We start from the raw sequence: 26786 nt of genomic DNA, 5'->3' as shown, positions 1-26786 counted from the left end.
TTATAGGCCGCTCAGTCAGCGTAGTCGCTCAACCGAGGAACAGCTGGTAAGCCGGGTTTTCGCTTTCATCCCAGTACGGGTAACCGATTTGCGCCAACGCGGCAGGCACCAAGTGGCGCTCGTCCGCCGGTACTTGCAAGCCCGCCACCACTCGGCCGTCAGCCGCGCCGTGGTTGCGGTAGTGGAACATCGAGATGTTCCAGCGCCCGCCGAGCTTGTGGAGAAAGTTGAACAACGCCCCCGGCCGCTCCGGGAATTCGAAGCGAAACACCAACTCGTCGCTGACTTTGGCCGCATGCCCGCCGACCATATGGCGAATGTGCAACTTGGCCAGTTCGTTCTCGGTAAGGTCCAGCACCGGGAAACCCTGGCTGGTCAAACTGGCCACCAACGCGCTGCGCGGGTCGTTCTCCGGGTGGGTCTGCACGCCGACGAAAATGTGCGCTTCGCTGCCGGAGTGGTAGCGGTAATTGAATTCGGTGATCTGGCGCTTGCCCACCGCTTCGCAGAAGGCCTTGAAGCTGCCCGGCCGCTCGGGGATGGTCACGGCGATGATGGCCTCACGGCCTTCACCCAGTTCGGCGCGCTCGGCCACATGGCGCAAACGGTCGAAGTTGACGTTGGCGCCCGAGTCGATGGCGACAAAGGTCTGGCCGCTGACACCGCGGGTCTCGACGTATTTTTTGATCCCGGCCACGCCCAGCGCGCCGGCCGGCTCGGTGATGGAGCGAGTGTCATCGTAGATGTCCTTGATCGCCGCACAGATTTCATCGGTGCTGACGGTGATCACTTCATCCACATAGTCCTTGCAGATGTCGAAGGTGTGCTGGCCGATCTGCGCCACTGCCACGCCGTCGGCAAAGAGGCCGACGGTCGGCAATACCACGCGCTCGCCCGCCGCCATGGCGGCTTGCAGGCAGTTGGAATCGTCCGGCTCCACGCCGATGATCTTGATCTCCGGGCGCAGGTATTTCACGTACGCCGCAATCCCGGCGATCAGGCCGCCGCCGCCCACCGGTACGAAAATCGCGTCCAGCGGCCCTGGGTGCTGGCGCAGGATTTCCATCGCCACGGTGCCCTGCCCGGCAATGGTGTGCGGATCATCGTAGGGGTGGATGTACACGTAGCCTTTTTCGTCGACCAGCTTGAGCGAGTAGGCCAAGGCTTCCGGGAAGGAATCACCGTGCAGCACCACTTTGCCGCCACGGGAGCGCACGCCTTCGACCTTGATCTCCGGGGTGGTCTTGGGCATCACGATGGTGGCCTTGACCCCCAGCACCTTGGCCGCCAGGGCCAGGCCCTGGGCATGGTTGCCGGCCGACGCGGTGACGACGCCGCGCGCACGTTCTTCGGCACTGAGCTGGGTCAGCTTGTTGTAGGCGCCGCGAATCTTGAACGAGAACACCGGCTGCAAGTCTTCGCGCTTGAGCCAAATCTTGTTACCCAGCCGCTCGGAGAGCTGGCGGGCAGTCTGCAAGGGGGTTTCCACGGCGATGTCGTAAACACGCGAGGTGAGGATTTTTTTGACGTAGTGTTCAAGCATCGGCAGGCATCTACTTCACGGGTTGGGCAGGGCCAAGGAGTCTAACCCAGCGTTTGGCCGGGCGACCACACGAATCCCGAGGTTTTGTTGGGTTATACTCGCCGCCCTCGTTAATTCCCCGCCCGTTCCGGAGCCCGCATGACCCAGGATCAACTCAAACAGGCAGTGGCCCAGGCCGCTGTCGATTTAATCCTTCCTAAGCTCGACGACAAGAGCATCGTCGGTGTCGGCACCGGTTCCACCGCCAACTGCTTCATCGACGCACTGGCCCAGCACAAGGGCGCGTTCGACGGCGCCGTGGCCAGTTCCGAAGCCACCGCTGCCCGCCTCAAGGGCCATGGCATTCCGGTGTACGAGCTCAACACCGTGAGCGACCTGGAGTTCTACGTCGACGGCGCCGATGAAAGCGACGAGCACCTGAACCTGATCAAAGGCGGCGGCGCGGCCCTGACCCGCGAGAAGATTGTCGCGGCCGTGGCCAAGACCTTCATTTGCATCGCCGACGCGAGCAAGCTGGTACCCGTGCTGGGCACGTTCCCACTGCCGGTGGAAGTCATCCCCATGGCCCGCAGCCATGTGGCCCGCGAGCTGGTGAAACTGGGCGGCGACCCGGTGTACCGCGAAGGTGTGTTGACCGACAACGGCAACATCATCCTCGACGTGTTCAATATGCAGATCACCAACCCGGTGGAGCTTGAGACGCAAATCAATGCCATCGTGGGCGTGGTCACCAACGGCCTGTTCGCGGCGCGCCCGGCGGATGTATTGCTGCTGGGCACCCCGGAAGGCGTGAAAACCCTCAAGGCCTGACCCTGTGGGAGCCGGGCTTGCCCGCGATGCAGACGACTCGGCGTATCAATGGATACCGAGGCGATGCCATCGCAGGCAAGCCAGCTACCACATGTGTTAGCGCTCGACTCTAGAGCGATGTAACAAAAACGCTACTTTTCGCAGCACTCCTCGCCAAAACCGTGCGCTCTGTCACGGCATCCCCTGCCCCGCCTGGTATCCAATCCGTTACAAATTACAGCCACGCGACCCACGCGTTTAACAATGCGCCAATTCGCAGCCGCCCATGGAATGAGGCGCGCATTGTGCAAAGGGTCTGGGCTTGAACGTCCCCCTCACCTCAAGGAAGACCTTGTGATAAAGCCCTTAGCCTTCGCCATCAGCGTTGCCGGTGCCCTGCTGTCCACGCATACCCAGGCCTACGATTACGGCCAGCACGCCAACACCACCCTGGAAAAACTGATCAACGACTACCCTGGCCGATATCGAGGCACGGCAAATTTTGCCGGGGCAGCCGACTGGATGCAGAGCCAGATGGGCACGGCCTATAGCTTCAGCCGCCAGGACTTCACCTGGAACAACGGCAGCCGGGCTTCGCAAAACGTGGTGGCCTCTGCCGCTGGTATCAAGGCCCAGTACGTGGTGATTGGCGCGCACTTCGACACTTACTTCGGCCGCCCGACCCTGCAAGGCCTGGATGACAACGGCTCCGGCGCCAGCGTGTTGACCGAAGTGGCGAAGAACCTCAGCGGCCTGTCACTGGAAAATGGCCTGCAGGTAGTGGGCTTCGGCGCCGAAGAAGAAGGCCTGCGCGGCTCCCGTGCCTTTGTCGACTCACTCAACACCAGCCAGCGCGCCAACATGCTCGCGATGATCAACCTCGACAGCCTGATCACCGGCGACATGATGTACGCCCACGCCGGCCAGAACAGCACCGCCAACCCGGCCTTGGCCTCCTTGCGCGAGCACACCTTCCAGGTCGCCAGGGAATTGAACATCCCCTTATTCAGCAACCCCGGCCTGGACCCGCAGTACCCGAAGGGCACCGGCTGCTGCAGCGATGGTGAAGCGTTTGAACCGCTGAATATCCCGATCCTTTATATAGAGGCCACCAACTGGGAACTGGGCGACCTGGACGGCTACACCCAGACCGACAACCCGAAAATCCCCGGCGGCTCGACCTGGCACGACCCGAACGAAGACAACAAAGCCGTGCTGACCGATGCATTCGGCCAGGCGCGCATCGACCAGCGCCTGCGCGACTATTCACGCCTGCTCAGCCGCCTGGTGCTGGAACTGACCAACGCCGACCTGATGGCCTCGACCGCTTCTGGCGGTGCCGTTGCGCGCAATATGCAAGACAACCTGCAGCGCCAGCATCAGGCCCTGGTGCGCCTGCATGATCGCCGTTGGCTGACCCTGCAAGCGGCCAGCCGCGCGGTCGGCAGCTTCGATGGCGAGATCGGCGTGGATGGCGAATACAACCCGGACAGCGGCTTCGACACGGCCCCCAACCCCGAAGCCCGGCGCGTGGGCCTGCATGCCCTCGGCGACTACCAACTGACTTCAAGCCTGAATATCGGCGCCAGCCTCAGCTACCTCAATGGGCGCGACAAACTGGAGCATCGCGGCAAGCTCGACAGCGACACCTGGCAGGCAGCCGTCTATGCACTGCTCAACGATGGCGGGCCACGCTGGCTGGCCGGTGACCTGAGCGTGGGCCACACGCGCTTCGACTCCAAGCGCAACCTGGTCATCCAGGCCAATGGCGGGCCGATCCTGCTCAACCAGCAACTGACGGGCGATACCGATGCCCTGGCGTTGGGCGCACGGGTGCTGGGTGGCTATGACTTTGACTTTGGCGCGATCAAGAGCGGGCCGTTCGCCGGCCTGGACTACAGCCATTACCGCATCGACAAGTTCCACGAAAAGCAGAACCTGCGCACGGCCCTAGAGTACGAAGAGCAGTCTTTCGACTCCCTGGAAGCCAGCCTCGGCTGGCGCGTGCGCGGCGCTGTTGCCCTGCCCTATGGCCTGAACCTGATGCCCTACGGCGACATCGCCTGGGTCAAGGAATTGGCCGACGGCCGCCTGGACGACCTGCAACTCACCGCACGCGCCGATGGCCAGGCCCGCACCGCCAGGCTGGGCTCAGTGGATAAGAGCTTCGCTCGCGCACAACTGGGCAGCCAACTGGCGATCACCCCACAGTTGGGCGTGTTTGCCGAGGTCAATGGCCGCCTCGGGCATGCTGAAGGCAGCCAGACCGGTTATTCGCTGGGTGTGCAATGGATGTTCTGATCAGGGTTTCTTGAACACGTAAAACAGGTTGGGCTCGCTGACCATGTACAGCGTGCCGTCGTCATCCATGGCGATCCCTTCGGCCTGGGGCACGCGCTTGCTCAGGCCATGGCGCCCTTTAAGCAACGACAGACTGCTTAGAGGGCGACCATCAATATCCAGCTCCAAGACCAGGAACGACTCATCCGACAGCGCCAACAGATGGCCACTGCGCTCGTCGTATTGCAGGCTCGACAGGTCGCGCACAAACAGGCCGGCATCGCGCTTGGGGTTGTTGATCACATGTACCGAATAGGTTTTTTCCGGCTTGAAATGGGGAAACCCGTGCACCTCGTAGATCAGCATGGGGTCGCGTTCCTTGGCCACGAACAAGCGCTTGCCCACCGAGTCGTAGGCCAACCCTTCAAAGCCCTTGTTGCCGCCGACGTGCACGCCCAGGGTCATTTGCTCCGCATCGGCGGCGTCGAGGAACTTGGTGTCGTCGTCCACATGCACTTTGATCAAGCGCTGCTGGCGCTCATCGCTGATGACGTAGATGTTGTCGCTGATAAATTCCACCGCTTCGGCATCGCCAAAGCCCACCAGCGGAATGCGCCGCAGGATCTTGCCCGCCAGCGACAACTCGACCAGTTCGGCGTTTTTATTGGTGACAGTAAACAGGCTTTTGCGCACGGGGTCGTAGGTCAGGGCCGAGACATCGTCGTCGAGCCCTTCGATCACCTGGCCTTCGAGGGTGACACGGTAGTCCGCCAGGCCAATGGCGCGCTCATCCGCAGGCTGGTACCACACCTGCCAGTTGAACCAGGCGCGTTCGAACAGACGGAACTGCTGTGCCACCAGCCCGGCAGTGACCAGGGCGAGCAACAGCAGGATAAAAACAGCAGGTTTAGGGCGGGCAAGTCGACGCATCGGGGCGGGCTCAGAGAAAAAACTGGCGAATAGATATCAAGGTCACCTGAATTTAAACTTAAACGCACCGGACTGCCTGGCGAATGCCGTTTATAAAGAAAAGTCTGACGTAATTCGTCAGTTATTTCTGCTTTTCAAAACGATAGAACAGGTTTGGCTCACTGACCATGTACAGGTTGCCACTCTCGTCCATGGTCACGCCTTCGGCACGAGGGATCGTGTCTTTCAGGCCATTGAAGCCGCCAAGCAAGGTCATGAAGCTGACTTGCTCGCCCGTTTCATCCAGTTCCAGCAGCAGGTGGGAATCGGCCGACAGCACCAGCAAATGTCCGGTACGTGGGTCGATGGACAGGGCCGACAGGTTGCGCACATCCAGTTCGGTGCTGGCCAGTTTTTGCTTGTCGCCGGTCAGCGTATTGCCATCGCTTTTCCAGGTGAACAGGGCCGGGGGACGTTCTTCGCCCAGCACCAACTGCTGGTTGCGCTTGTCCCAGGTAACGGCCTCAAAGGCTTTGTTCTGATCTTTGGACGGGCCCAGGTCATAACTGGGGAAATCGGCCTTGTTCAGCGCCGTAGTGCCGGCGTCGACCTTGACCACGGTCAGGCTGTGATCGCGTTCATCGACCACCGCCATCAAGCCGTTTTCCATCACTGCCACGCCTTCCGGATTGTTCCAACCGTTGAGCGGCATTTTGCGCAACACATCGCCTTGCAGGCTCAGTTCGACCAGGAAGGGATTCTTGCCCATCACTGAAAACAGGGTTTTGGTCTGCGGGTTATAGGACAGGTCTGATGCCTCGTCCTTCTCCATACCGGGCAGCAACTTGGCGTCGATCACCGCGTGATAGTCCGGCAGCCACACACTTTCCCGGCGTTCGGCCGAACTCTCGAAACGCTCCAGCACCCACAGCAGGCCGCGATCATCCCAGTGCATGGCCCAGGCGATGCCATACAAAATGGCACCAGCCAAAAATACCCAGGAATACCAGCGCATGGACAAGCGAGAGCGAAGCGAGGTTTTCGAAGTGGGCAGAGGCACGACCATTGAGCGCTTTTCCGGAAAGTCAGCTGTAGGGGATAGCACAGGATTCAAGGACCCGCGCGCAAGAGCAGGGAATTATCCGGATAGTGTGTGAAAAAAATGCAAAACGCTGGATCCTGCAGATGTACACAAACAACTGTGGGAGCGGGCTTGCCCGCGATTAAGGGCGTTCAGTCAACTATTCAGTGACTGTCACACCGCCATCGCGGGCAAGCCCGCTACCACAGTTTGATCGCAGTTTGGCAGTGATTTAGCGCACAACGCTTTCGAAGCGATTGACACCCGCCAGCTCCAACACCACTTCATCCCCCACATTCAACGGGCCAACGCCCGCCGGGGTGCCGGTCAGGATCACGTCGCCCGCTTGCAGGGAGAAGCAACCCGCCATGTACTGAATCATCGGCACAATCGGGTTGAGCATCTGCGCGCTGTTGCCGTCCTGGCGCACTTCACCGTTGATGCTCAGGCGAATGCCGATATCGGTCACGTCTGCAAAGGTACTGCTGACCACGAAGGGGGCAATCACCGCCGCGCCATCGAAAGACTTGGCGATTTCCCACGGCAAGCCCTTGGCTTTGAGCTCGGCCTGTTTGTCGCGCAGGGTCAGGTCCAGGGCCGGAGCGAAGCCGGAGATGGCGTCCAGCACTTCTTCCCGGCTCGGCTTGGCGGACAAAGGCTTGCCGATCAATACGGCGATTTCCGCTTCGTAGTGCACCGAACCACGCTCGGTCGGAATGGCAAAGCCACCTTCCAACGGCACCACGCAGCTGCCCGGCTTGATGAACAGCAGCGGCTCGGTGGGTACCGGGTTGTCCAGTTCCTTGGCGTGTTCGGCGTAGTTACGCCCGATGCACACCACTTTACCCACCGGGAAGTGGATGTTGGTGCCGTCGACATACTTGTGCTGGTAGCTCATGGAACGACTCCTTCAGGTGCGGTTAAACAGCGAAGATCTTGCCGGGGTTCATGATCCCGTTAGGGTCGAACACGGCTTTGACGGCCTTCATGTATTCGATTTCAACCGGTGAACGGCTGTAGGTCAGGTAATCGCGCTTGGTCATGCCCACGCCGTGTTCGGCGGAGATCGAGCCGTTGTACTTGGCGACGGTCTCGAATACCCACTTGTTAACGGTGGCGCACTTGGCGAAAAACTCATCCTTGCTCAGGTTTTCCGGCTTGAGGATGTTCAGGTGCAGGTTGCCGTCACCGATATGGCCGAACCAGACGATTTCGAAGTCCGGGTAGTGTTCACCGACGATCGCGTCAATTTCGCTCAGGAACGCTGGCACTTTCGACACGGTCACCGAGATGTCGTTCTTGTACGGCGTCCAGTGGGAAATGGTTTCGGAGATGTACTCGCGCAGTTTCCATAGGTTGTGCAGCTGGGTTTCGCTCTGGCTCATCACGCCATCCAGCACCCAGCCCTGCTCCACGCAATGTTCGAACGTTTCCAGGGCGTGGTTGGCGACTTCTTCGGTGGTGGCTTCGAATTCCAGCAGGGCGTAGAACGGGCACTCGGTTTCGAACGGCGCCGGCACGTCGCCACGACCAAGGACTTTGGCCAGGGCTTTGTCCGAGAAGAATTCGAAGGCGGTCAGGTCCAGTTTGCTCTGGAAGGCGTGCAGCACCGGCATGATCGAGTCGAAATCAGTCGTGCCGAGCACCATTGCCGTGAGGTTCTTTGGCGCACGGTCCAGGCGCATGGTGGCTTCGACCACAAAGCCCAGGGTGCCCTCGGCGCCGATAAACAGCTGGCGCATGTCGTAGCCGGTGGCGTTTTTGATCAGATCGCGGTTCAGCTCCAGCACATCGCCTTTGCCGGTGACGACCTTCATGCCAGCCACCCAGTTGCGGGTCATACCGTAGCGAATGACTTTGATCCCGCCGGCATTGGTGCCGATATTGCCGCCAATCTGGCTGGAACCGGACGAGGCGAAGTCCACCGGATAATACAGGCCGTTTTCTTCTGCGACGTTCTGCAGTTGTTTGGTGACCACACCCGGCTGGCACACGGCGGTGCGGTCGGTGAGGTTCACGTCGAGGATCTGGTTCATATAGTCGAACGACACCACCACTTCGCCGTTGGCGGCAACGGCAGCGGCCGACAGACCGGTGCGCCCGCCCGAGGGCACCAGCGCCACCTTGTGCTCATTGGCCCAACGCACGATGGCCTGTACCTGCTCGGTGGTTTTGGGGAACACGATGGCGCTAGGTGCGGGAGCGAAGTGCTTGGTCCAATCCTTGCCGTAAGCCTCCAGGGAGTCGGCATCGGTCAGCACTTTGCCGGGCTCAACCAGGGTCTTTAGCTCATCAATCAGGGCAGGATGGGTCATCGACAGAACTCTCGAACAATTCATGGTCATCCTGAGAACGCTTCACGTCGCAGGAATAGGTGTTTAGCGGGGTGCGTATGCTAGCATACCGCCCCCGCAGGACAGACCCAAAGGGCGTTTCTGCGGTGACGGCTTTCCTGCCGTCCGGGTCAGCTTGCGCTGCTCGACTCCCTGCCAATTTTCTCCGGGATACAGGTTTACGCAGATGAGCAAGACTTCTCTCGATAAGAGCAAGATCAAGTTCCTTCTTCTGGAAGGCGTCCACCCATCGGCTGTCGACGTTCTGAAAGCCGCCGGGTACACCAGCATTGAGTACATCACCAGTTCTCTGCCGGAAGCCCAGCTCAAGGAAAAGATCGCCGACGCGCACTTTATCGGCATTCGCTCCCGTACTCAGCTGACCGAAGAGATCTTCGACCACGCCAAGAAACTCGTGGCTGTCGGCTGTTTCTGCATCGGCACCAACCAGGTCGACCTCAATGCAGCGCGCGAGCGCGGCATCGCGGTGTTCAACGCACCGTACTCCAACACCCGTTCCGTGGCGGAGCTGGTGCTGGCCGAGGCCATCCTGCTGCTGCGCGGTATCCCTGAGAAGAACGCTTCCTGCCACCGTGGCGGCTGGATCAAGAGCGCGGCCAACTCCTTCGAAATCCGCGGCAAGAAGCTGGGTATCGTCGGCTACGGCTCGATCGGCACGCAACTGTCGGTGTTGGCTGAAGGCCTGGGCATGCAGGTGTTCTTCTACGACACCCTGACCAAGCTGCCATTGGGCAACGCCACCCAAGTGGCCAGCCTGACCGAGCTGCTGGGCATGTCCGACATCGTCACCCTGCACGTTCCGGAAACGGCCGAGACCCAGTGGATGATCGGTGAGAAGGAAATCCGCGCGATCAAGAAAGGCGGGATCCTGATTAACGCCGCTCGCGGCACCGTGGTCGAGCTGGATGCCCTGGCCGACGCGATCAAGGACAAGCACCTGATCGGCGCTGCCATCGACGTGTTCCCGGTGGAGCCGCGCTCCAACGATGACATCTTCGAAAGCCCGCTGCGTGGCCTGGACAACGTGATCCTGACCCCGCACATCGGCGGCTCCACCGCTGAAGCCCAAGCCAACATCGGCCTGGAAGTCTCGGAAAAACTGGTCAAGTACAGCGACAACGGTACCTCGGTATCGTCGGTCAACTTCCCGGAAGTGGCCCTGCCGGCTCACCCGGGCAAGCACCGTCTGCTGCACATCCACCAGAACATCCCTGGCGTGATGATGGAGATCAACAAGGTCTTCGCGGAAAACGGCATCAACATCTCCGGTCAGTTCCTGCAGACCAACGAGAAGGTCGGCTACGTGGTGATCGACGTCGACGCCGAGTACTCGGACCTGGCGCAAGAGAAGCTGCAGCACATCAACGGCACTATTCGTAGCCGCGTGTTGTTCTAAGGCTTCAAGCGCTGGATAAAAAATGGGAGACCCGCAGGGGTCTCCCATTTTTTTGCCCGAATAACGCTTATTTGACGTTAATGGTGATCACTTTCGAGGCGACTGTGGGTTCGAACTGGCGATGCACGTTGTCGCCGGCCACCAGTTGCAGGGTGTGCTTGCCTGGCGTCAGGGTCAGCTCGGTTTCGGTCTGCGCCTTGCCGAAGTGAATCGAAGTAGGCGTGGCCGGGATCGCCTCATTGGCGTTGAGCGACTCCACCTTCTGGTCTACCAACAGGTGGTGGTGCCCGGCGTTAGGCACTTGTTTGTCGATCGGTTCCAGGTCCAGCTTCTTGACGCCGAATTTGACGGTGAAGGTTTTATCAACGGTGGCGCCATCTTTCGGCGAGACGATGAACACTTCGGCACCTTCAGGCGCAGGTGTACGAGGAAGGTCTGCGGCACTGGCCAACATCGAGGTACCCAGCAAAAGGCTGGCAATCGTTGCACGGGACAAAAGGGCTTTCATTCGCTTCTCCAGTTTTTCGGTGAAATCTGTAGGGTTATGACAACTTCGCGATAAATTGCGGTCCAAGGCACCCGACACCATAACAAAACGTTGCTGAACGGCGCCTCGCCTGTACGAATTCTTTAGGAGTGACCATGCGCTTTTCGCCTGGCCTGTTGCTGTTGCTTCCTCTTCTGAGCCCCCTGGCTAATGCCGAACTGATTGACGACGTCAACGATCGCGGTGAACTGCGCATCGCCCTGGAAGCCAACACCCCGCCGTACAATTTCAAAGAGGGCGACAAACTCGCCGGCTTTGAAGTGGAGCTGGGTGAACTGCTGGCCAAGGAGATGGAGGTGCGCTCCTCGTTTATTACCACCGATAACGCGGACCTGCTGTCCGGTGTGGAAACCGGCAAGTACGACGTGGCCATTAACCATATGGCTATGACTGCCGAGCTTGAGGATCGTTTCGATTTCAGTGAGCCTTACCACCAGAAGCCGGCATTGGCGATCCCGTTCCAGAAGGGCAACCCGGCGTTCAAGACCAGTTTGAACGGGGCGTTGAAGCGGGTTAAGGACGATGGCCGGTTGAAGGCGCTGTCGCAGAAATGGCTCAAGGCGCAATAAAATGTGGGAGCTGGCTTGCCTGCGATAGCGGTCTGTCAGTTACACATAAGGTGCTGATACACCGCTATCGCAGGCAAGCCAGCTCCCACACTTGATCTGTTTAAACTTCTTAAAGCTGCGTGAGGGCAATTGCCGCCTGTGGCAACTCCAACTCACTGAACACCTGCACACCATGGCGCTTGAGCAGCGCCGCCGTGACGCCTTCGCCACTGACCTTCACCCTGCTGAAGGTGCCGTCATAGGTCAACAGATTGCCGCAGGATGGGCTGTTGGCCTTGAGAATGGCGATGCGGATGTGATGGCGTTGCACCAGCGCCAAGGCCTGGCGGGCACCGTCGAGAAAGGCGCTGGTGAAGTCTTCGCCCTGGGCCGTCAGCACCTGGGCGCGGCCTTCCCACACGTCGATCCCCTGCCCGCCTGGGATTTCGGCCGGCGGGCGCGGTGTGGGCAAGCCCCCCGCCACTTCCGGGCAGATGGCAACCACGCGGCCTTCAGCTTGCCACGCTGCCAGTGGGTCGAATGGGCCGCTGGCCCCGCCGTCATAGCGCACCTTGTGCCCGAGCAGGCAGCGGCTGACCAGAATCTTTTCCATGTTTAAAACGGCTCGTTGCCCCGCCGGCGAAACCAGCCCGTCAAGGACAGGCGTTCGCGCGTAGCGGGCAGGACTTCGTGAGGCACCTCGCCCGACAGGAATACCACCAGGCAACCCCCGGTGGGCACCACGTCGTATTCGACACCGCCCTTGAGGTACATGCGCAGTTGGCCGCCATGCTCGGGCAGCCAGGCGTCGTTCAAGTAGATCACCGCCGAGACCATGCGCCGGTCATCGTCGCGAAAACGGTCTACATGCTTGAGGTAAAACGCGCCCGGCGGGTACATCGCGAAGTGGCTTTCGAAATCTTCCAGGCCCAGGAACAGGCTGCGATTCATCGCCAGGCGCAGGCCGTCCATCACGCCCATGTAGGTGTCGCAGATAGGCGCGTCCCCCTCCTCCAACCACTGGATATGGTCGCCGCGAATGCCTTCGCGAATCTCCTGGGCCGGCCCACGCCCTACCGCTGCGGGCGCCAGTTCACCCTGCGCCGCACGTTTACGGCACTCAGCCGCCAGCTCCAGGGTCAGAGCCTGGGGCAGGAAGCCATTTTGCTGCGACCAGCCTTTTTCGGCCAAGTCGTCGACGATGCGTTGCAGCAGCGGGTGATCGAGGGGTATTTGCATGGCGCGCATAGTATCCATACGCCTGAAAATCCGACAGCGCCGTTGAGCATCTGAATGCACTTTAGTCAGGTGACTGATAGGACTTCTCGACAAATCCTACGCCCGACACGGACAATAGTGGCCGACTGACAGGAGTCCTTATGCGTCGTTTGTTTTTTTCTGTGTTGATGTTCTGCGTTTTGCCCGCCTGGGCAGACGGCCATGACCAGTTGTACAAGGTCGCCGGCTGGGCCGAACAACGTGCGCACTTCAATGACGCCCTCAGTGCCGCCCAGCAGCGCTACCGCAATAGCCTGCCGCCGGTGGTGTACCAGGCGCTGGTGGACAACAGCAATAAACGCTTTGCCGCCCAGGCCATGGACCAGCGTGCCGAGGCGCAACTGCGCAAGCACTTGCCCGACCCGAAACCTGCCCTGGCGTTTTTCCAGTCGCCCCTGGGCCGCAAGATCGTCGCCGCTGAGTTGCTGGCCACGCGCCGCGATCAACTGGCGAAAAACGCACAGGGCCTGCCCAAACTCGAAGCCGATGCCACCCGCAGCCTGATCATCGGCCACCTGGCCCAGGCCCTGCCCGCCCGCGAGGCCGGTGCCGAGGTCAGCCTGGCGATTGCAGGCGTGGCGGCCGACAGCTTGAGCCAGATGATCCCCGGCCTGCTCGGCGGTGGCCAGGCGCAAGGAATGTTGAATGGCCAGCGCGAGCGGTTGATGCAGCAGATCGACAAGGATTTGAACAATACCTTGCTGTATGTCTATCGGGATTTGTCCGACCCTGAGCTGGAAGAGTTCGCCACCTTTGCCGAGTCGCCGGAGGGCAAGGCGTATTACCAGGCTGCCCTGGCGGCCATTCGCGCAGGGCTGGCTGTCGGCCAAAGCACCTCAAGCCTGACGCAGTAAACCCTGTGGGAGCTGGCCTGCGATTGCGATCTGTCAATGACACCGCTATCGCAGGCAAGCCAGCTCCCACATTTGAACCGCGTTATTTCAGGTGATCCGTGAGGAAGTTAAAATATGCTTCGCGAATCTGCGGAATTTCATTGGCCAAGTGATGCCGACCCCGCTTGAGCATCAACACCTCAGGCCGGTCGAACTTACCTCGCAACACCTGCAAATTGTGCTGCCAGTCCACCGTCATATCTTCCTCACCCTGCACGATCACCGGGCGCCGGGGGCTGCGTGGTGCGGCTTCGATGCGTTTGATCCAGCGCGCCAGCGACCCCACCCAGGCGGTAGGCAGCTGGCGAGGCTGTAGCGGGTCGGCTTCCAGGAACGGCTTGAACGCAGGGTCGTTGGAGTTATCGCTGAAACGCCGGGCGATGCCTTTGACGAACGGGCGCAGCAGGTAATAGCTGACCTGGGACCAACCCCAGGCACGCGGCCGCACCAACGGCGACAAGAGAAAGGTCTTGCCCTGGGCCGGGCTTTGGGCGCCGTGGTTGAGCAGGTGGTCCACCACGATAGCGCCGCCGGTGCTTTGCCCGAACAGGTGCCAGGGTTGCGGCAATTGCAGCGCCTTGGCCTCGACGAACAACGCCTGCACCACGCTCTGGTACACCGCAAAGTCATCGATGCTGGCGCGCACGCCGCTGGACAAGCCATGGCCCGGCAGGTCGCAGGCGATCACCACGAAGCCCTGGTCCAAGGCCCAATCCACCACATGGCGATACAGCCCCATGTGATCGTAGAAACCGTGGAACAGGAACATGGTCGCGACCGGCGCCGCCGGCCACCAGACCTGGGCCACCACCTCGAACCCATCCACCTGCAAGCGCCCCAGGCGGCTCACCGCCGGCACCTGGCGTGCGGCCAGGTCGAGCCCGTAGAAACGCTGGTAAACCCTCGCCTCGGCTGACAGCGGCTGCGCATCCACCAGGGGGCGCAAGCTTTCGCGCAGATGATCAGGGTCAAAGGTGACGGGCATAAAGGCTTCCAGACTTGCGGTGAAGATGAATATCGAGCTGCGATATTCATCTGTCAGGACAAGCATGGCAAGCTACGCGACCTGCGAGGATACATCCAATGCGACCGCCCTACCGTAACGCCCTGTTCGCCAGCCTGATCCTGGTTATCTGCGCCGGGGTGCTGTGGGCGGCCTATGACTGGTTCCAAGGCCGCTACCTGCGTGCCTTCAGCGAACACACCGCGGTATTTTCCGGCGATGCGCTGCAACTGCCCGCCGCCCTCAGTGGCCCTGGCCCGATTCGCCTGGTGCACTTCTGGGACCCGGCCTGCCCGTGCAATGTCGGTAACCAGCAGCACCTGGGCGAGTTGATCGAGCAGTACGCGCCCCAAGGGGTGGAGTTCTATGCCCTGCAAAAACCCGGCAGCCACGGCCAGTTGCCCGAGAACCTGCGCCACATGAAAGTCCTCGATGCCCTGCCCGGCGCGGACCAGATCCCCGCCAGCCCGGCCGTGGGCATTTGGGATCGCACCGGCAAGCTGGCGTATTTCGGCCCCTACAGCGAAGGCCTGACGTGCAACGCCAGCAACAGTTTTATCGAGCCGATCCTCAAGGCGCTTGGAACCGGACGCGAAGTGAATGCCACTCACACCCTCGCGGTAGGCTGCTATTGTTCGTGGCCTAAGGATCTGTAGCCCGTCCACTTTGGTAAGGAATGTTCATGAAGCGCGTCCTGCAGGTTTTTGCGGTGCTGATTGTGCTGGTCGCCCTGGGCGCCGGTTGGTACGTCTACAGCAAACAACCCACGCGCCAGGGCACGGTGACGCTGGCGCACCTGCAAGGCTCGGTCACGGTGCGCTACGACGACCGTGGCGTACCGCATATACGCGCCGAAAACGAAGCCGACCTGTACCGCGCCCTGGGCTATGTGCATGCCCAGGACCGCCTGTTCCAGATGGAGATCATGCGGCGCCTGGCCCGTGGCGAACTGGCCGAGGTGCTGGGGCCCAAGCTGCTGGAGACCGACAAACTGTTTCGCAGCCTGCGCATTCGCGAGCGCGCCTTGAGCTATGTGGAGCACATGGACCCTGGCTCAGCCTCGTCCAAGGCCCTGCAAGCCTACCTGGACGGGATCAACCAGTATCAGGACAGCCACGCCAGCCCCATGGAATTCGATGTGCTGGGCATCGCCAAGCGCCCGTTTACCGCCGAAGACAGCATCAGCGTCGCCGGGTACATGGCCTACAGCTTTGCCGCAGCCTTTCGCACCGAGCCGGTACTGACCTATGTGCGCGACCGACTGGGCAGCGCCTACTTGAACGTCTTCGATCTCGACTGGCAACCCAAGGGCGCTCTCAACCTGGCCGCCAGCGATTGGCAGACCCTTGGCGCCATCGCCGCCCTGAGCGAACAGGCCCTGGCCGACAACGGCCTGCCGCAGTTCGAAGGCAGCAATGCCTGGGCCGTCAGCGGCAGCCATACCCAAAGCGGCAAGCCGTTGCTGGCGGGTGACCCTCATATCCGTTTTTCGGTGCCTTCGGTCTGGTACGAGGCGCAACTGTCGGCGCCAGGCTTCGAGCTATACGGCTACCACAACGCGCTGGTACCGGTGGCGTTTCTGGGGCACAACCTGGACTTCGGCTGGAGCCTGACCATGTTCCAGAACGACGACCTCGACCTGGTCGCCGAGAAGGTCAACCCGGACACCCCCAACCAGGTCTGGTATCACGGCCAATGGGTGGACATGAGCAGCAGCGAGCAGCAGATCCAGGTCAAGGGCCAGGCGCCGGTGACCCTCACCCTGCGCCGCTCGCCCCACGGCCCGATCATCAACGACGTGCTCGGTGAGAACGCCGGCAGCACACCGATTGCCATGTGGTGGGCGTTCCTCGACAGTGAAAACCCGATCCTGGATGGTTTCTACCAGCTCAACCGTGCCGACACTCTGGCCAAGGCACGTGCCGCAGCCGCCAAGGTCTCGGCACCGGGCCTGAACATCGTGTGGGCCAATGCCAAGGGCGATATCGGTTGGTGGGCAGCGGCGCAGTTGCCGATCCGCCCGGCCGGCGTTAACCCTGCGTTCATCCTCGACGGCAGTACTACCCAGGCCGACAAGCTGGGTTTCTACCCCTTCAGTGCCAACCCCCAGGAAGAAAATCCGCCGCGCGGCTATGTGGTGTCCGCCAATGCCCAGCCGGCATCGCCCACCGGCATGCCGATTCCCGGCTATTACAACCTGGCTGACCGCGGCCAGCAGTTGAACGCGCAGTTGAGCGACCCAAGCGTGAAGTGGGATGTGACCAACAGCCAGGCCCTGCAACTGGGCACCACCACCGCCTACGGCCCACGCCTGCTGGCGCCGCTGTTGCCGGTGCTGCGCGAGGTGGTCAAGGACCCGGCGCAACTCAAACTGGTGGAACAGCTTGCCAACTGGAAGGGTGACTACCCACTGGACTCCACCAATGCCACGCTGTTCAACCAGTTGCTCTTCAACCTCAGCGACGCAACCTTTCACTCCAAACTCGGCGATGCCTTGTTCAAGACCCTGCTCGGCACCCGCGTGATCGACGCCGCCTTGCCACGCCTGGCCGCATCGGCAGACTCACCCTGGTGGAACGGCAATCGGGCCGACACCGTCAAGCTCGCCTGGGACAACAGCCTGACCCACCTCAAGGCGACGTTCGGCGATGACCCGGCGCAGTGGCAGTGGGGCAAGGCGCACACCCTGACCCACGGTCACCCGCTGGGCCTGCAAAAACCGCTGGATAAAATCTTCAACGTCGGCCCGTTCCCGGCACCGGGCAGCCACGAGGTTCCGAACAACCAGACCTCTCCGATTGGCCCAGCACCGTGGCCGGTAACCTACGGCCCGTCGACACGACGCCTGATCGACTTCGCCGACCCGGCCCACGCCCTCACCATCAACCCGGTGGGGCAAAGCGGTGTGCCTTTTGATACGCACTATGGCGACCAGGCGCAGAGCTATATCGAGGGCAGGTATGAGCAGGCGCACTTCAGTGAGGAGGAAGTGACGGCCAATACCCGCGGCACCTTGAAACTGCTGCCCGCCCGATGATCGTTCCCACGCTCCGCGTGGGAATGCAGCCATGGACGCTCCGCGTCCGCCCTTAGAATCGGGACGCAGAGCGTCCCAAGAGGCGTTACCAGGCAGAGCGTGGGAACGATCAAGCACGCTCAAACCGGCGCTGCAAAGTTAAGCCTGAACTGTTGCGGCGTGACGCCCAGCCGGCGGTTGAACACACTGCGCATATGCTGGGCGTCGCGAAAGCCGCATTGATAGGCCACGGTCTTAAGCGGTGCGTGGCTGCTTTCAAGCATCACCCGCGCCGCATCCACGCGCGCCCTCTCGACAAATTCCGCTGGCGTAATCCGCGCTTCACGCGCAAACACCCGGGAGAAATTGCGCGCACTCATATTGGCCGCCTTGGCCAGGTCGGCAATGGTCAAGTCTCCCGTCAGGTTGGCCAGCACGTACAGCTGCACCAGCGCCACCGCCGAGGTGGTTTCGGCATGGGGCGTGAGGAACGGACTGAACTGAGATTGCCCGCCCGAGCGCTGGGTGAACACCACCAGGCGCTTGGCCACGCTCAGGGCCACTTCCGGGCCGTGATCCTGGGCCAGCAAGTACAACGACAGGTCGATACCTGCCGTGACCCCGGCGGAGGTGTAGAGCTTGCCGTCCTGCACATAGAGACGGTCGGCTTCGACCTGGGCCGAGGGGCACAGGCGCGCCAGGCTGGCGGCATCGTTCCAATGGGTAGTGACGGTCTTGCCGTCCAGCAGACCTGCGCGGGCCAGCATGAAGGCGCCATTGCAGATCGAGCCGAAGCGCTGCGCCTTCGCGGCGGCCGCGCGCAGCCAAGCGTCAAACTCGAAGCCGAAATCCTCGAAGGGTAACTGCGGGCCGCCGGCGACCAGCAACAGGTCATAGGGTTGCCGGGCTTCGCTGTAGTGCTTGTGCGCCTGCAGTGACAAACCGTTGGAGGCCGCCATGGCGCCGTGGCCAAAGCCGAGTACTTCCAGCCGATAGTGATCCTCGGGCGCCAGGAAGCGGTTGGCCTCGCAGAACACATCCATCGGCCCGGTCACGTCCAGCGACTGGACACCGGGGAAGATCAGGATGGCGACGGTTTTGCCCATGGTCACAAACACCTTTTTCCAACTGGATAAACGCGACCCCCTTGTGGGAGCTGGCTTGCCTGCGATGCAGACGACTCGGTACCTCAGGTACACCGAGGTGATGCTATCGCAGGCAAGCCAGCTCCCACAGGGGATCGCCTACATGCTTGGCACGATGTGGCGGCACATTGGCCGGGATCGCCTCCCTGTGGCGATAGCCGCTTCAGGGTCATGGGACCAGACTGGAATCTTTCCAGAGGAGATCCACCATGAGCACCACCATAGCCGGTATCCAGATCCCTGACAGCACCTTGGCCAGGGCCACCACCGAATACATCCGCGACGTCGAATCGGACCTGCTCTACCACCATTCGCGCCGCGTCTTCCTGTTCGGCGCCTTGAGCGGTGAGCGCAAGCAATTGGCCTACGACCCGGAGTTGCTCTACGTCGGCGCGATGTTCCATGACCTGGGGCTGGTGGAAGGCCACCGCAGTGACGACGAGCGTTTTGAAGTGGACGGCGCCAACGCCGCCGCCGCATTTCTCAAGCCCTATGGGTTGAGCGATGACGATATCGAACAAGTGTGGTTGTCCATCGCACTGCACACCACGCCGGGCGTGCCGAAACACTTGCGTCCCACCGTAGCGCTGGTGACCGCTGGTGTGGAGATGGATGTGCTGGGCATGGACTACGCCGCGTTCAGCAGCGCGCAGCGCGAAGCGGTGGTGCACGCGCATCCACGGGGTGAAGGGTTCAAGGAGTGCATCATCTGCGCGTTCGCCGACGGCTTGCGCCATCGCCCGCAGACCACGTTTGGCAATGTTAAGACCGACGTGCTGGTGGACCAGGAGCCGGGGTTCACGCCGATGAATTTTGTGCAGGTGATCCGCACGTCGCCTTGGGCGATGTAATCAACCTGAAATGCAATCAAATGTGGGAGCGGGCTTGCTCGCGAATGCGGTGGATCAGTCGAGACATCTGGTGACTGATACTCTGCATTCGCGAGCAAGCCCGCTCCCACATTTTGATCCGGTTTCTTCAGGCAGGCCTGATTAGACCGGCGCTGGCGCCCGGCGCTTGTCCGGCTGCTGCCAGCCATCCGCTGCGGCTTCTTCAATCGCTTGCTGAATAGCCTTCTTGCGATGCTCTTCGGCCCGACGGCTGAAGAACCACACCAGGAAGGTCACCAGCGACACCGCCAACAGAATCAGGCTCGCCACGGCGTTGATCTCGGGTTTAACCCCCAGACGCACCGCCGAGAACACTTCCATCGGCAAGGTGGTGGAACCAGGGCCCGACACGAAGCTGGCCAGTACCAGGTCGTCCAGCGATAGCGCGAACGACATCATGCCGCCCGCTGCCAGCGATGGCGCGATCATCGGGATGGTGATCAGGAAGAACACTTTCCACGGCCGTGCGCCCAGGTCCATCGCCGCTTCTTCGATCGACAGGTCCAGCTCACGCAAGCGCGCCGACACCACCACCGCCACATACGCCGCACAGAAGGTGGTGTGGGCGATCCAGATGGTGACGATGCCACGTTCCTGGGGCCAGCCGATCATCTGCGCCATGGCCACGAATAGCAGCAACAGCGACAGACCGGTGATCACTTCGGGCATCACCAACGGTGCCGTCACCAGGCCACCGAACAGCGTGCGGCCCTTGAACTGGCTGATGCGCGTCAGCACGAAGGCCGCCAGGGTACCCAACGCCACCGCCGCCACCGCCGTGTAGCAGGCAATTTCCAGGGAGCGGGCCACCGAGCCCATCAACTGGGTGTTGTCCAACAGGCCCACGTACCACTTGATCGACCAACCGCCCCACACTGTCACCAGCTTGGATTCGTTGAACGAGTAGATCACCAGGATCAACATTGGCAGGTAGATGAACAACAGGCCTGCGACCAGCATGAAGCTGGAGAAACGAAAGCGCTTCATATCTTGCCCTCCAGCTCTTTGGCCTGGCTGCGGTTGAACAGGATGATCGGCACGATCAGGATCGCCAGCATCACCACCGCCAGGGCAGACGCCACCGGCCAGTCACGGTTGTTGAAGAACTCTTGCCACAACACCTTACCGATCATCAGGGTTTCCGGGCCGCCGAGCAGTTCAGGAATCACGAACTCGCCCACCACCGGGATAAACACCAGCATGCAACCGGCGATGATGCCGTTCTTGGACAGCGGCACGGTGATTTTCCAGAAGCTGTTGAAGGTACTCGAACCGAGGTCCGAAGCAGCTTCCAGCAGGCTCTGGTCGTGCTTCACCAGGTTGGCGTACAGGGGCAGGATCATGAACGGCAGGTACGAATAGACCACGCCGATGTACACCGCGATGTTGGTGTTGAGGATCTGCAGCGGCTCGTTGATCAAGCCCATGGACATCAGGAAGCCATTGAGCAGGCCGTTGTTGCTGAGGATGCCCATCCACGCATACACCCGGATCAGGATCGCGGTCCAGGTGGGCATCATGATCAGCAGCACCAGCACGGTCTGCATCTCTTTGCGCGCGGTGGCAATGGCGTAGGCCATCGGGTAGCCGATCAGCAGGCACAGCAGCGTGCTGAAAAACGCCATCTTCAGCGAGCCCAGGTAGGCGGCGATGTACAACTCGTCGCCCGCCAGCAAGCTGTAGTTGGCCAGGTTCAGCACCACCTCCAGCTTTTGCTCAACGTAGGTATAGATCTCGGTATAGGGCGGGATCGCCACATCGGCTTCGGCAAAGCTGATTTTCAGCACGATGAAAAACGGCAGTGCGAAAAACAGGAACAGCCAGAGGAAAGGAATCCCGATGACCACCTGCTTGCCATTGGGCACGATGCGATCCAAGCGCCGCTTGAATTTCTTCATGTTCATGAGCGAAGTACCACGCCGCTGTCGTCTTCCCACCACACGTACACCTGGTCACCCCAGGTTGGGCGCTGGCCACGGCGTTCGGCGTTGGCGACGAAAGACTGCACCAGCTTGCCGCTCGGCAGCTCCACGTAGAACACCGAGTGGCCGCCCAGGTAGGCGATGTCGTGCACCTTGCCGCTGGACCAGTTGTGCTCGCAGGTTGGCATTTCAGTGGTCACCAGCAGCTTTTCCGGGCGAATCGCGTAGGTCACCGACTTGTCTTCCACCGAGGTGGCGATGCCGTAGCCCACGTAGATGTCGCGGTCCAGGTCCGGGCACTTGAGCACCGCGTGGCCTTCAGCGTCGTCCACCACTTGGGTGTCGAAAATGTTGACGTTGCCAATGAACTCGCACACCAGGCGGCTGGTGGGCGTTTCGTAGATATCGATGGGGCTGCCGATCTGGGCGATCCAGCCCAGGTGCATGATCGCGATGCGTTCGGCCATGGTCATGGCCTCTTCCTGGTCGTGGGTCACCATCACGCAGGTCACGCCGACGCGCTCGATGATTTCCACCAACTCCAGTTGCATCTGCGAGCGCAGCTTCTTGTCCAGGGCGCCCATCGGCTCATCGAGCAGCAGCAGTTTCGGGCGCTTGGCCAGGGAGCGGGCCAGTGCCACGCGCTGGCGTTGACCGCCGGACAGTTGGTGCGGCTTGCGCTTGGCATATTGGCTCATCTGTACCAGCTTGAGCATCTCGGCCACGCGTGCGTCGACTTCAGCCTTGGGGATCTTGTCCTGTTGCAAGCCGAAGGCGATGTTCTGCGCCACGGTCATGTGCGGGAACAAGGCGTAGGACTGGAACATCATGTTGATCGGCCGCTCGTAGGGCGGCATGTCGGTGATGTCCACACCGTCGAGGTAGATGCGACCTTCGGTTGGGCGCTCGAAACCTGCAAGCATGCGCAGCAAGGTGGATTTGCCCGAACCCGAACCGCCGAGCAAGGCGAAGATCTCGCCTTTCTTGATTTCCAGGGACACATCGTCCACGGCAATCGTCTCGTCGAACTTCTTCGTGACCCGGTCGATTTTGACCAGCACCTTTTTCGGTGTCTGGTCGCCCTCGAGGGCTTTCTTATAGGCGCCGGAGGCAACTGCCATTTACGAAACTCCCAAAAAAAACTGTGCAGCCGGCCCAATGCGGGCCAGCCTTGGATAGTTTTAGCCTTACTTGCCCGTCTTGACCTTGGTCCAGCTACGGGTCATTAAACGCTGCACTTTCGGGGGTAGCTCAAAGTTGACGAATGTCCGCTCGAGAACCGCCTGCGGTGGGTAAACCGCTGCGTCGGTGCGTATCGATTGCTCCATCAGTTTGTCCGCCCCTGGGTTAGGGTTGGCGTAACCGACTTGATCGCTGACCTGAGCGATCACCTCAGGCTGCAGCAAATAGTTGATGAAGGCGTGGGCTTCCTTGACGTTGCTGGCATCCTTGGGAATCGCCAGCACGTCGAACCACAGGTTGCCGCCTTCTTTGGGAATCGTGTAGGCGATGTTCACGCCTTTGCCCGCCTCCGCCGCACGGGCCTTGGCCTGGAACACATCGCCGGAGAAACCGGCCGCCACGCAGATGTTGCCGTTGGCCAGGTCCGAGATGTATTTGGAGGAATGGAAGTAGGTCACGTAGGGCCGCACTTTCAGCAGTTTTTCCTCGGCTTTCTTGTAGTCGGCCGGGTTGGTGCTGTTGGGGTCCAGGCCCATGTAGTTGAGTACTGCGGGCAGCATTTCATCGGCCGAGTCCATGAACGACACGCCGCAAGTGGCCAACTTCTTCATGTTTTCCGGTTCGAACAACACGGCCCAGGAGTCGATCTTGTCGACCCCCAGCACTTCCTTGACCTTGTCGACGTTGTAGCCAATGCCATTGGTGCCCCACAGGTACGGCACCGCGTACTGGTTGCCCGGGTCGTTCTTTTCCAGGCGCTTGAGCAGCACCGGGTCGAGGTTGGCGTAGTTTGTCAGCAGTGACTTGTCGAGCTTCTGGAATGCCCCGGCCTTGATCTGCTTGCCCAGGAAATGGTTGGACGGCACCACCACGTCGTAGCCGGTGCGCCCGGCGAGCAACTTGCCTTCCAGGGTTTCGTTGGAGTCAAACACGTCATACACAGGCTTGATACCGCTGGCCTTTTCGAAGTTGGCCAGGGTGTCGGGGCCGATGTAGTCCGACCAGTTATAAATATGCACCGTCGGTGCGGCCTGTACGCTGGCAGCCAGCGTGATACCTGCACCCACCAGCATGGCTTTGCGAAATAAAGAAATTGGCAAGTGGAGGTCCTCTTGAATAGTTGGGGCCTTGAAGTTGTTGCCCGGCAACAAAACCGGCGCGCAACTTACCGTCGATAAACCGATCCGGCAAAACTTTCTGTCATTTAATTTCTGAGAGCTGTTTTGTGTGGGAGCGGGCTTGCTCGCGAAAGTGGCGTATCAGTTGATACATATGCTGGCTGACGCTCCGCATTCGCGAGCAAGCCCGCTCCCACACAAGCTCGCTCCTACAGGTTTCTGGCGTTATTTACCGGACTTGATCTTGGTCCAGCTACGGGTCATTTCACGCTGAGTTGCCGCCGGCATGTCGGCAATGGCGTAGAGCTTGGATTGCACTTCGGCCGACGGATAAATACCCGGGTCGCTGGTGATGTCTTTATCGACCAGGGCAGTGGCTTTCTCGTTACCGTTCGGGAAACGCACACTGTTGGTGATCGCGGCCATGACGTCTGGCTTGAGCAGGTAGTTCATGAATGCGTAGGCAGCCTCGACGTTTTCGGCATCCTTGGGAATGGCGACCATGTCGAAGAAGCTGCCAGCACCTTCCTTGGGAATGTCATAGGCGATCTTGACCTTGCCACCGGCTTCAGCCGCACGGGTTTTGGCCTGTTCGATGTCACCCGAGTAGCCCACAGCCACGCAGATGTTGCCGTTGGCCAGGTCGGAGATGTACTTGGAGGAGTGGAAGTAGCCGATCGAAGGACGGATTTTCATGAACAGGTCTTCGGCCTGTTTCAGATCAGCCTTCTTCGTCGTGTCGGTCGGCAGGCCCAGGTAATGCAGCGCTACCGGCAGCATTTCGGTTGGCGAATCGAGGAAGCTCACGCCGCAGCTTTTCAGCTTGGCGATGTTTTCCGGCTTCATCAGTACGTCCCACGAGTCGATCTTGTCCACGCCCAGTGCGGCCTTGACCTTCTCCGGGTTGTAGCCGATGCCCATCGAGCCCCACATGTACGGGAAGGCGTGCTTGTTGTCCGGGTCGCTGACCGATACAGCCTTGAGCAGGGATTTGTTCAGGTTGCCGTAGTTGGACAGCTTGGACTTGTCCAGCTCCTGGTAGACACCGGCCTTGATCTGCTTGGCGAGGAAGCTGTTCGACGGCACGACGATGTCGTAGCCGGACTTGCCTGCCAGCAACTTGGCTTCCAGGGTTTCGTTGCTGTCAAAAACGTCGTACACCACTTTGATGCCCGACTCTTTTTCAAAGTTGGCGATGGTGTCCGGTGCAATGTAGTCGGACCAGTTGTAAACGTGCAGCACTTTATTGTCTGCCTGGGCCGCGCCCGCCATTGCGCCCATCAGGGACAAGGCGAGGAGAGTCTTGCCAGCGTTCTTCAAACCTAATGCCTTCATTTGGTGATGCTCCAATTTTTTCTTTTTTGGGCCACAAGCGTTGTATGTTTTACGGCCCAACCGAAGGGCAACAAAACAGGGCGACAGTCTGGCAAGTTCAGGGGCTGGCTTTCAACCAAAGCCCCTGCCTTTTTAACTGCCCAGTGCACCGCGCACTGAGCCTAGCACTTAGCCCTGCAAGGCAGCCAAAGTCAGGTCCAGGCAATGGCGGGCCTTGGTGACCAGCTCGTCGATTTCAGCCTTGCTGATGACCAGTGGCGGCGAAATGATCATAGTGTCGCCCACGGCGCGCATGATCAGGCCATTTTCAAAGCAGAAGGTTCGGCAGATCATGCCGGCGCCTTTGCCTTCGTGACGCTTGCGCGTCGCCTTGTCCTGCACCAGCTCGATCGCACCGAGCATACCGACGCCGCGTACTTCACCCACCAGCGGATGATCGCCCAGTTCCCTCAGACGTTTCTGCAAATACGGTGCCGTTTCGTCGTGCACACGGTTAACGATTTTTTCATCGCGCAGGATGCGGATGTTTTCCAGCGCCACGGCCGCGGCCACCGGGTGGCCGGAGTAAGTAAAGCCGTGGTTGAAATCGCCCCCTTCGTTGAGCACCGCCACCACTTCGTCACGCACGATCAGGCCGCCCATGGGCACGTAGCCCGAGGTCAGGCCCTTGGCGATGGTCATCATGTGCGGCTTGAGGTCGTAGAAATCGCTACCGAACCACTCACCGGTACGGCCGAAGCCGCAGATTACTTCGTCGGCGACAAACAGGATGTCGTACTTGGCGAGGATTTCCTTGATGCGCGGCCAGTACGTGGCAGGCGGCACGATCACGCCACCGGCACCCTGGATCGGCTCGGCAATAAAGGCGCCGACGTTGTCCACGCCCAGCTCCAGGATTTTCTCTTCCAACTGGTTGGCGGCCCACACACCGAATTCCTCGGGGCTCATGTCGCCGCCTTCGCCAAACCAGTACGGCTGCGCGATGTGGGTAATGCCCGGGATCGGCAAGTCGCCCTGCTCGTGCATATAGGTCATGCCGCCCAGGCTGGCGCCGGCCACGGTAGAGCCGTGGTAGCCATTCTTGCGGGCAATGATGGTTTTCTTGTTGGGCTGGCCCTTGATCGCCCAGTAGTGGCGGACCATGCGCAACATGGTGTCGTTGCCTTCGGAGCCGGAGCCGGTGAAGAACACGTGATTCATGCCTGCCGGCGCGACATCGGAAATGACCTTGGCCAACTCCAATACCGGCGGGTGTGCGGTCTGGAAGAACAGGTTGTAGTACGGCAGTTCTTTCATCTGCTTGGCGGCGGCATCGGCCAGTTCATCGCGACCGTAACCGATCGCCACGCACCACAGGCCGGCCATGCCGTCGAGGATCTTGTTGCCTTCGCTGTCCCACAGGTAAACGCCGTGGGCTTTGGTGATGATCCTTGGGCCTTTCTCTTTCAATTGCTTGAAGTCGCTGAACGGCGCCAGGTGGTGATCATTGCTCAAGGCTTGCCATTCACGGGTTTGCGGGTTGTTGCTGGACATACCAATCTCCTAGACTTTTCAGTG

The 26786-nt window shown here is 60.6% G+C and carries 24 protein-coding genes; 8 read left to right on the top strand and 16 right to left on the bottom strand.

The features are described 5' to 3' along the window. Nucleotides 1–28: 28 nt before the first annotated feature. Nucleotides 29–1543: a threonine ammonia-lyase, biosynthetic gene (gene ilvA, locus BT199_RS20350; protein WP_034128978.1), complete on the bottom strand. Its 1515-nt coding sequence runs from the start codon at nucleotides 1541–1543 to the stop codon at nucleotides 29–31. 138 nt (nucleotides 1544–1681) lie between these two features. Here ilvA and rpiA point away from each other — a divergent pair, with 138 nt between their 5' ends. Both rpiA and BT199_RS20340 read left to right on the top strand, forming a co-directional pair. Next, nucleotides 1682–2353, top strand: coding sequence for a ribose-5-phosphate isomerase RpiA (rpiA, locus tag BT199_RS20345; RefSeq protein WP_003195201.1), 672 nt, complete (start codon nucleotides 1682–1684; stop codon nucleotides 2351–2353). A 333-nt stretch (nucleotides 2354–2686) separates the two neighbouring features. Beyond that, on the top strand, nucleotides 2687–4633 hold the full coding sequence (locus tag BT199_RS20340) for an autotransporter domain-containing protein (protein ID WP_072435359.1): 1947 nt from the start codon (nucleotides 2687–2689) through the stop codon (nucleotides 4631–4633). On the opposite strand, the gene BT199_RS20335 is transcribed toward BT199_RS20340, so the two are convergent. The 4 genes from BT199_RS20335 to BT199_RS20320 all read right to left on the bottom strand — a co-directional run bounded on the left by BT199_RS20335 (nucleotide 4634) and on the right by BT199_RS20320 (nucleotide 8917). Next, on the bottom strand, nucleotides 4634–5542 hold the full coding sequence (locus tag BT199_RS20335) for an SdiA-regulated domain-containing protein (protein WP_058410114.1): 909 nt from the start codon (nucleotides 5540–5542) through the stop codon (nucleotides 4634–4636). It lies immediately after the preceding gene. A gap of 121 nt (nucleotides 5543–5663) precedes the next feature. Further along, nucleotides 5664–6587, bottom strand: coding sequence for an SdiA-regulated domain-containing protein (locus BT199_RS20330; RefSeq protein ID WP_014720370.1), 924 nt, complete (start codon nucleotides 6585–6587; stop codon nucleotides 5664–5666). Nucleotides 6588–6834: 247 nt separating this feature from the next. Beyond that, on the bottom strand, nucleotides 6835–7500 hold the full coding sequence (locus BT199_RS20325; RefSeq protein WP_034128983.1) for a fumarylacetoacetate hydrolase family protein: 666 nt from the start codon (nucleotides 7498–7500) through the stop codon (nucleotides 6835–6837). 22 nt (nucleotides 7501–7522) lie between these two features. Beyond that, nucleotides 7523–8917 (bottom strand): FAD-binding oxidoreductase, encoded by a 1395-nt coding sequence (locus tag BT199_RS20320; protein WP_005792341.1) that lies wholly within the window; start codon nucleotides 8915–8917, stop codon nucleotides 7523–7525. Between the two features lie 205 nt (nucleotides 8918–9122). On the opposite strand from BT199_RS20320, the gene serA reads away from it, so the two are divergent. Then, nucleotides 9123–10352, top strand: a complete 1230-nt coding sequence (gene serA / locus BT199_RS20310) for a phosphoglycerate dehydrogenase (RefSeq protein WP_003195214.1) — start codon at nucleotides 9123–9125, stop codon at nucleotides 10350–10352. Between the two features lie 67 nt (nucleotides 10353–10419). On the opposite strand, the gene BT199_RS20305 is transcribed toward serA, so the two are convergent. Continuing rightward, nucleotides 10420–10860, bottom strand: a complete 441-nt coding sequence (locus tag BT199_RS20305; protein ID WP_014720373.1) for a DUF4399 domain-containing protein — start codon at nucleotides 10858–10860, stop codon at nucleotides 10420–10422. A gap of 134 nt (nucleotides 10861–10994) precedes the next feature. Between BT199_RS20305 and BT199_RS20300 the strand changes: the two genes are divergently transcribed. Then, nucleotides 10995–11468 (top strand): transporter substrate-binding domain-containing protein, encoded by a 474-nt coding sequence (locus tag BT199_RS20300; RefSeq protein WP_072435358.1) that lies wholly within the window; start codon nucleotides 10995–10997, stop codon nucleotides 11466–11468. A gap of 109 nt (nucleotides 11469–11577) precedes the next feature. Here BT199_RS20300 and BT199_RS20295 read toward each other — a convergent pair whose 3' ends face one another. Both BT199_RS20295 and BT199_RS20290 read right to left on the bottom strand, forming a co-directional pair. Next, nucleotides 11578–12060: a 2-thiouracil desulfurase family protein gene (locus tag BT199_RS20295; RefSeq protein ID WP_072435357.1), complete on the bottom strand. Its 483-nt coding sequence runs from the start codon at nucleotides 12058–12060 to the stop codon at nucleotides 11578–11580. A gap of 2 nt (nucleotides 12061–12062) precedes the next feature. Beyond that, on the bottom strand, nucleotides 12063–12695 hold the full coding sequence (locus BT199_RS20290; RefSeq protein WP_003195222.1) for a 2OG-Fe(II) oxygenase: 633 nt from the start codon (nucleotides 12693–12695) through the stop codon (nucleotides 12063–12065). 131 nt (nucleotides 12696–12826) lie between these two features. Here BT199_RS20290 and BT199_RS20285 point away from each other — a divergent pair, with 131 nt between their 5' ends. Further along, a complete protein-coding gene (locus BT199_RS20285) occupies nucleotides 12827–13579 on the top strand; it encodes a DUF2059 domain-containing protein (protein WP_003195224.1) in 753 nt (250 codons plus the stop codon). Between the two features lie 82 nt (nucleotides 13580–13661). On the opposite strand, the gene BT199_RS20280 is transcribed toward BT199_RS20285, so the two are convergent. After that, nucleotides 13662–14603: a phospholipase BipL gene (locus BT199_RS20280; RefSeq protein ID WP_072435356.1), complete on the bottom strand. Its 942-nt coding sequence runs from the start codon at nucleotides 14601–14603 to the stop codon at nucleotides 13662–13664. A gap of 98 nt (nucleotides 14604–14701) precedes the next feature. On the opposite strand from BT199_RS20280, the gene BT199_RS20275 reads away from it, so the two are divergent. Beyond that, nucleotides 14702–15277 carry a DUF6436 domain-containing protein gene (locus BT199_RS20275; RefSeq protein ID WP_020301831.1) on the top strand — a complete coding sequence of 192 codons (576 nt, stop codon included), beginning with the start codon at nucleotides 14702–14704 and terminating at the stop codon, nucleotides 15275–15277. A 26-nt stretch (nucleotides 15278–15303) separates the two neighbouring features. Next, on the top strand, nucleotides 15304–17658 hold the full coding sequence (locus tag BT199_RS20270; protein ID WP_072435355.1) for a penicillin acylase family protein: 2355 nt from the start codon (nucleotides 15304–15306) through the stop codon (nucleotides 17656–17658). 119 nt (nucleotides 17659–17777) lie between these two features. Here BT199_RS20270 and BT199_RS20265 read toward each other — a convergent pair whose 3' ends face one another. Further along, nucleotides 17778–18743, bottom strand: coding sequence for a GlxA family transcriptional regulator (locus BT199_RS20265; RefSeq protein ID WP_014720381.1), 966 nt, complete (start codon nucleotides 18741–18743; stop codon nucleotides 17778–17780). A 248-nt stretch (nucleotides 18744–18991) separates the two neighbouring features. Here BT199_RS20265 and BT199_RS20255 point away from each other — a divergent pair, with 248 nt between their 5' ends. Next, entirely contained in the window at nucleotides 18992–19633 is a 642-nt protein-coding gene (locus tag BT199_RS20255) for an HD domain-containing protein (RefSeq protein WP_072435354.1), read from the top strand. A gap of 141 nt (nucleotides 19634–19774) precedes the next feature. Here the strand turns inward: BT199_RS20255 and BT199_RS20250 are convergent, their stop codons facing one another. The 6 genes from BT199_RS20250 to BT199_RS20225 all read right to left on the bottom strand — a co-directional run bounded on the left by BT199_RS20250 (nucleotide 19775) and on the right by BT199_RS20225 (nucleotide 26762). Beyond that, complete coding sequence (locus BT199_RS20250) at nucleotides 19775–20659, bottom strand: ABC transporter permease subunit (RefSeq protein WP_003195236.1); 885 nt, start codon at nucleotides 20657–20659, stop codon at nucleotides 19775–19777. Then, a complete protein-coding gene (locus tag BT199_RS20245; protein ID WP_003195238.1) occupies nucleotides 20656–21576 on the bottom strand; it encodes an ABC transporter permease subunit in 921 nt (306 codons plus the stop codon). Before BT199_RS20245 ends, BT199_RS20250 begins: the two co-directional genes overlap by 4 nt. Continuing rightward, nucleotides 21573–22715: an ABC transporter ATP-binding protein gene (locus BT199_RS20240; RefSeq protein WP_003195240.1), complete on the bottom strand. Its 1143-nt coding sequence runs from the start codon at nucleotides 22713–22715 to the stop codon at nucleotides 21573–21575. Before BT199_RS20240 ends, BT199_RS20245 begins: the two co-directional genes overlap by 4 nt. Before the next feature lie 66 nt (nucleotides 22716–22781). Further along, nucleotides 22782–23876, bottom strand: a complete 1095-nt coding sequence (locus tag BT199_RS20235) for a polyamine ABC transporter substrate-binding protein (RefSeq protein ID WP_014720384.1) — start codon at nucleotides 23874–23876, stop codon at nucleotides 22782–22784. A 243-nt stretch (nucleotides 23877–24119) separates the two neighbouring features. Beyond that, nucleotides 24120–25214 carry a polyamine ABC transporter substrate-binding protein gene (locus BT199_RS20230; RefSeq protein WP_019817783.1) on the bottom strand — a complete coding sequence of 365 codons (1095 nt, stop codon included), beginning with the start codon at nucleotides 25212–25214 and terminating at the stop codon, nucleotides 24120–24122. A gap of 183 nt (nucleotides 25215–25397) precedes the next feature. Then, complete coding sequence (locus tag BT199_RS20225) at nucleotides 25398–26762, bottom strand: aspartate aminotransferase family protein (protein WP_014720386.1); 1365 nt, start codon at nucleotides 26760–26762, stop codon at nucleotides 25398–25400. Nucleotides 26763–26786 lie beyond the last annotated feature (24 nt).

The sequence above is a fragment of the Pseudomonas sp. NFR02 genome, from assembly GCF_900119375.1.
In the GTDB taxonomy this organism is placed as follows: domain Bacteria; phylum Pseudomonadota; class Gammaproteobacteria; order Pseudomonadales; family Pseudomonadaceae; genus Aquipseudomonas; species Aquipseudomonas paracarnis.
Note: the sequence above shows the minus strand (reverse complement) of the source record. Positions and strands in the feature narration are given on the sequence as shown.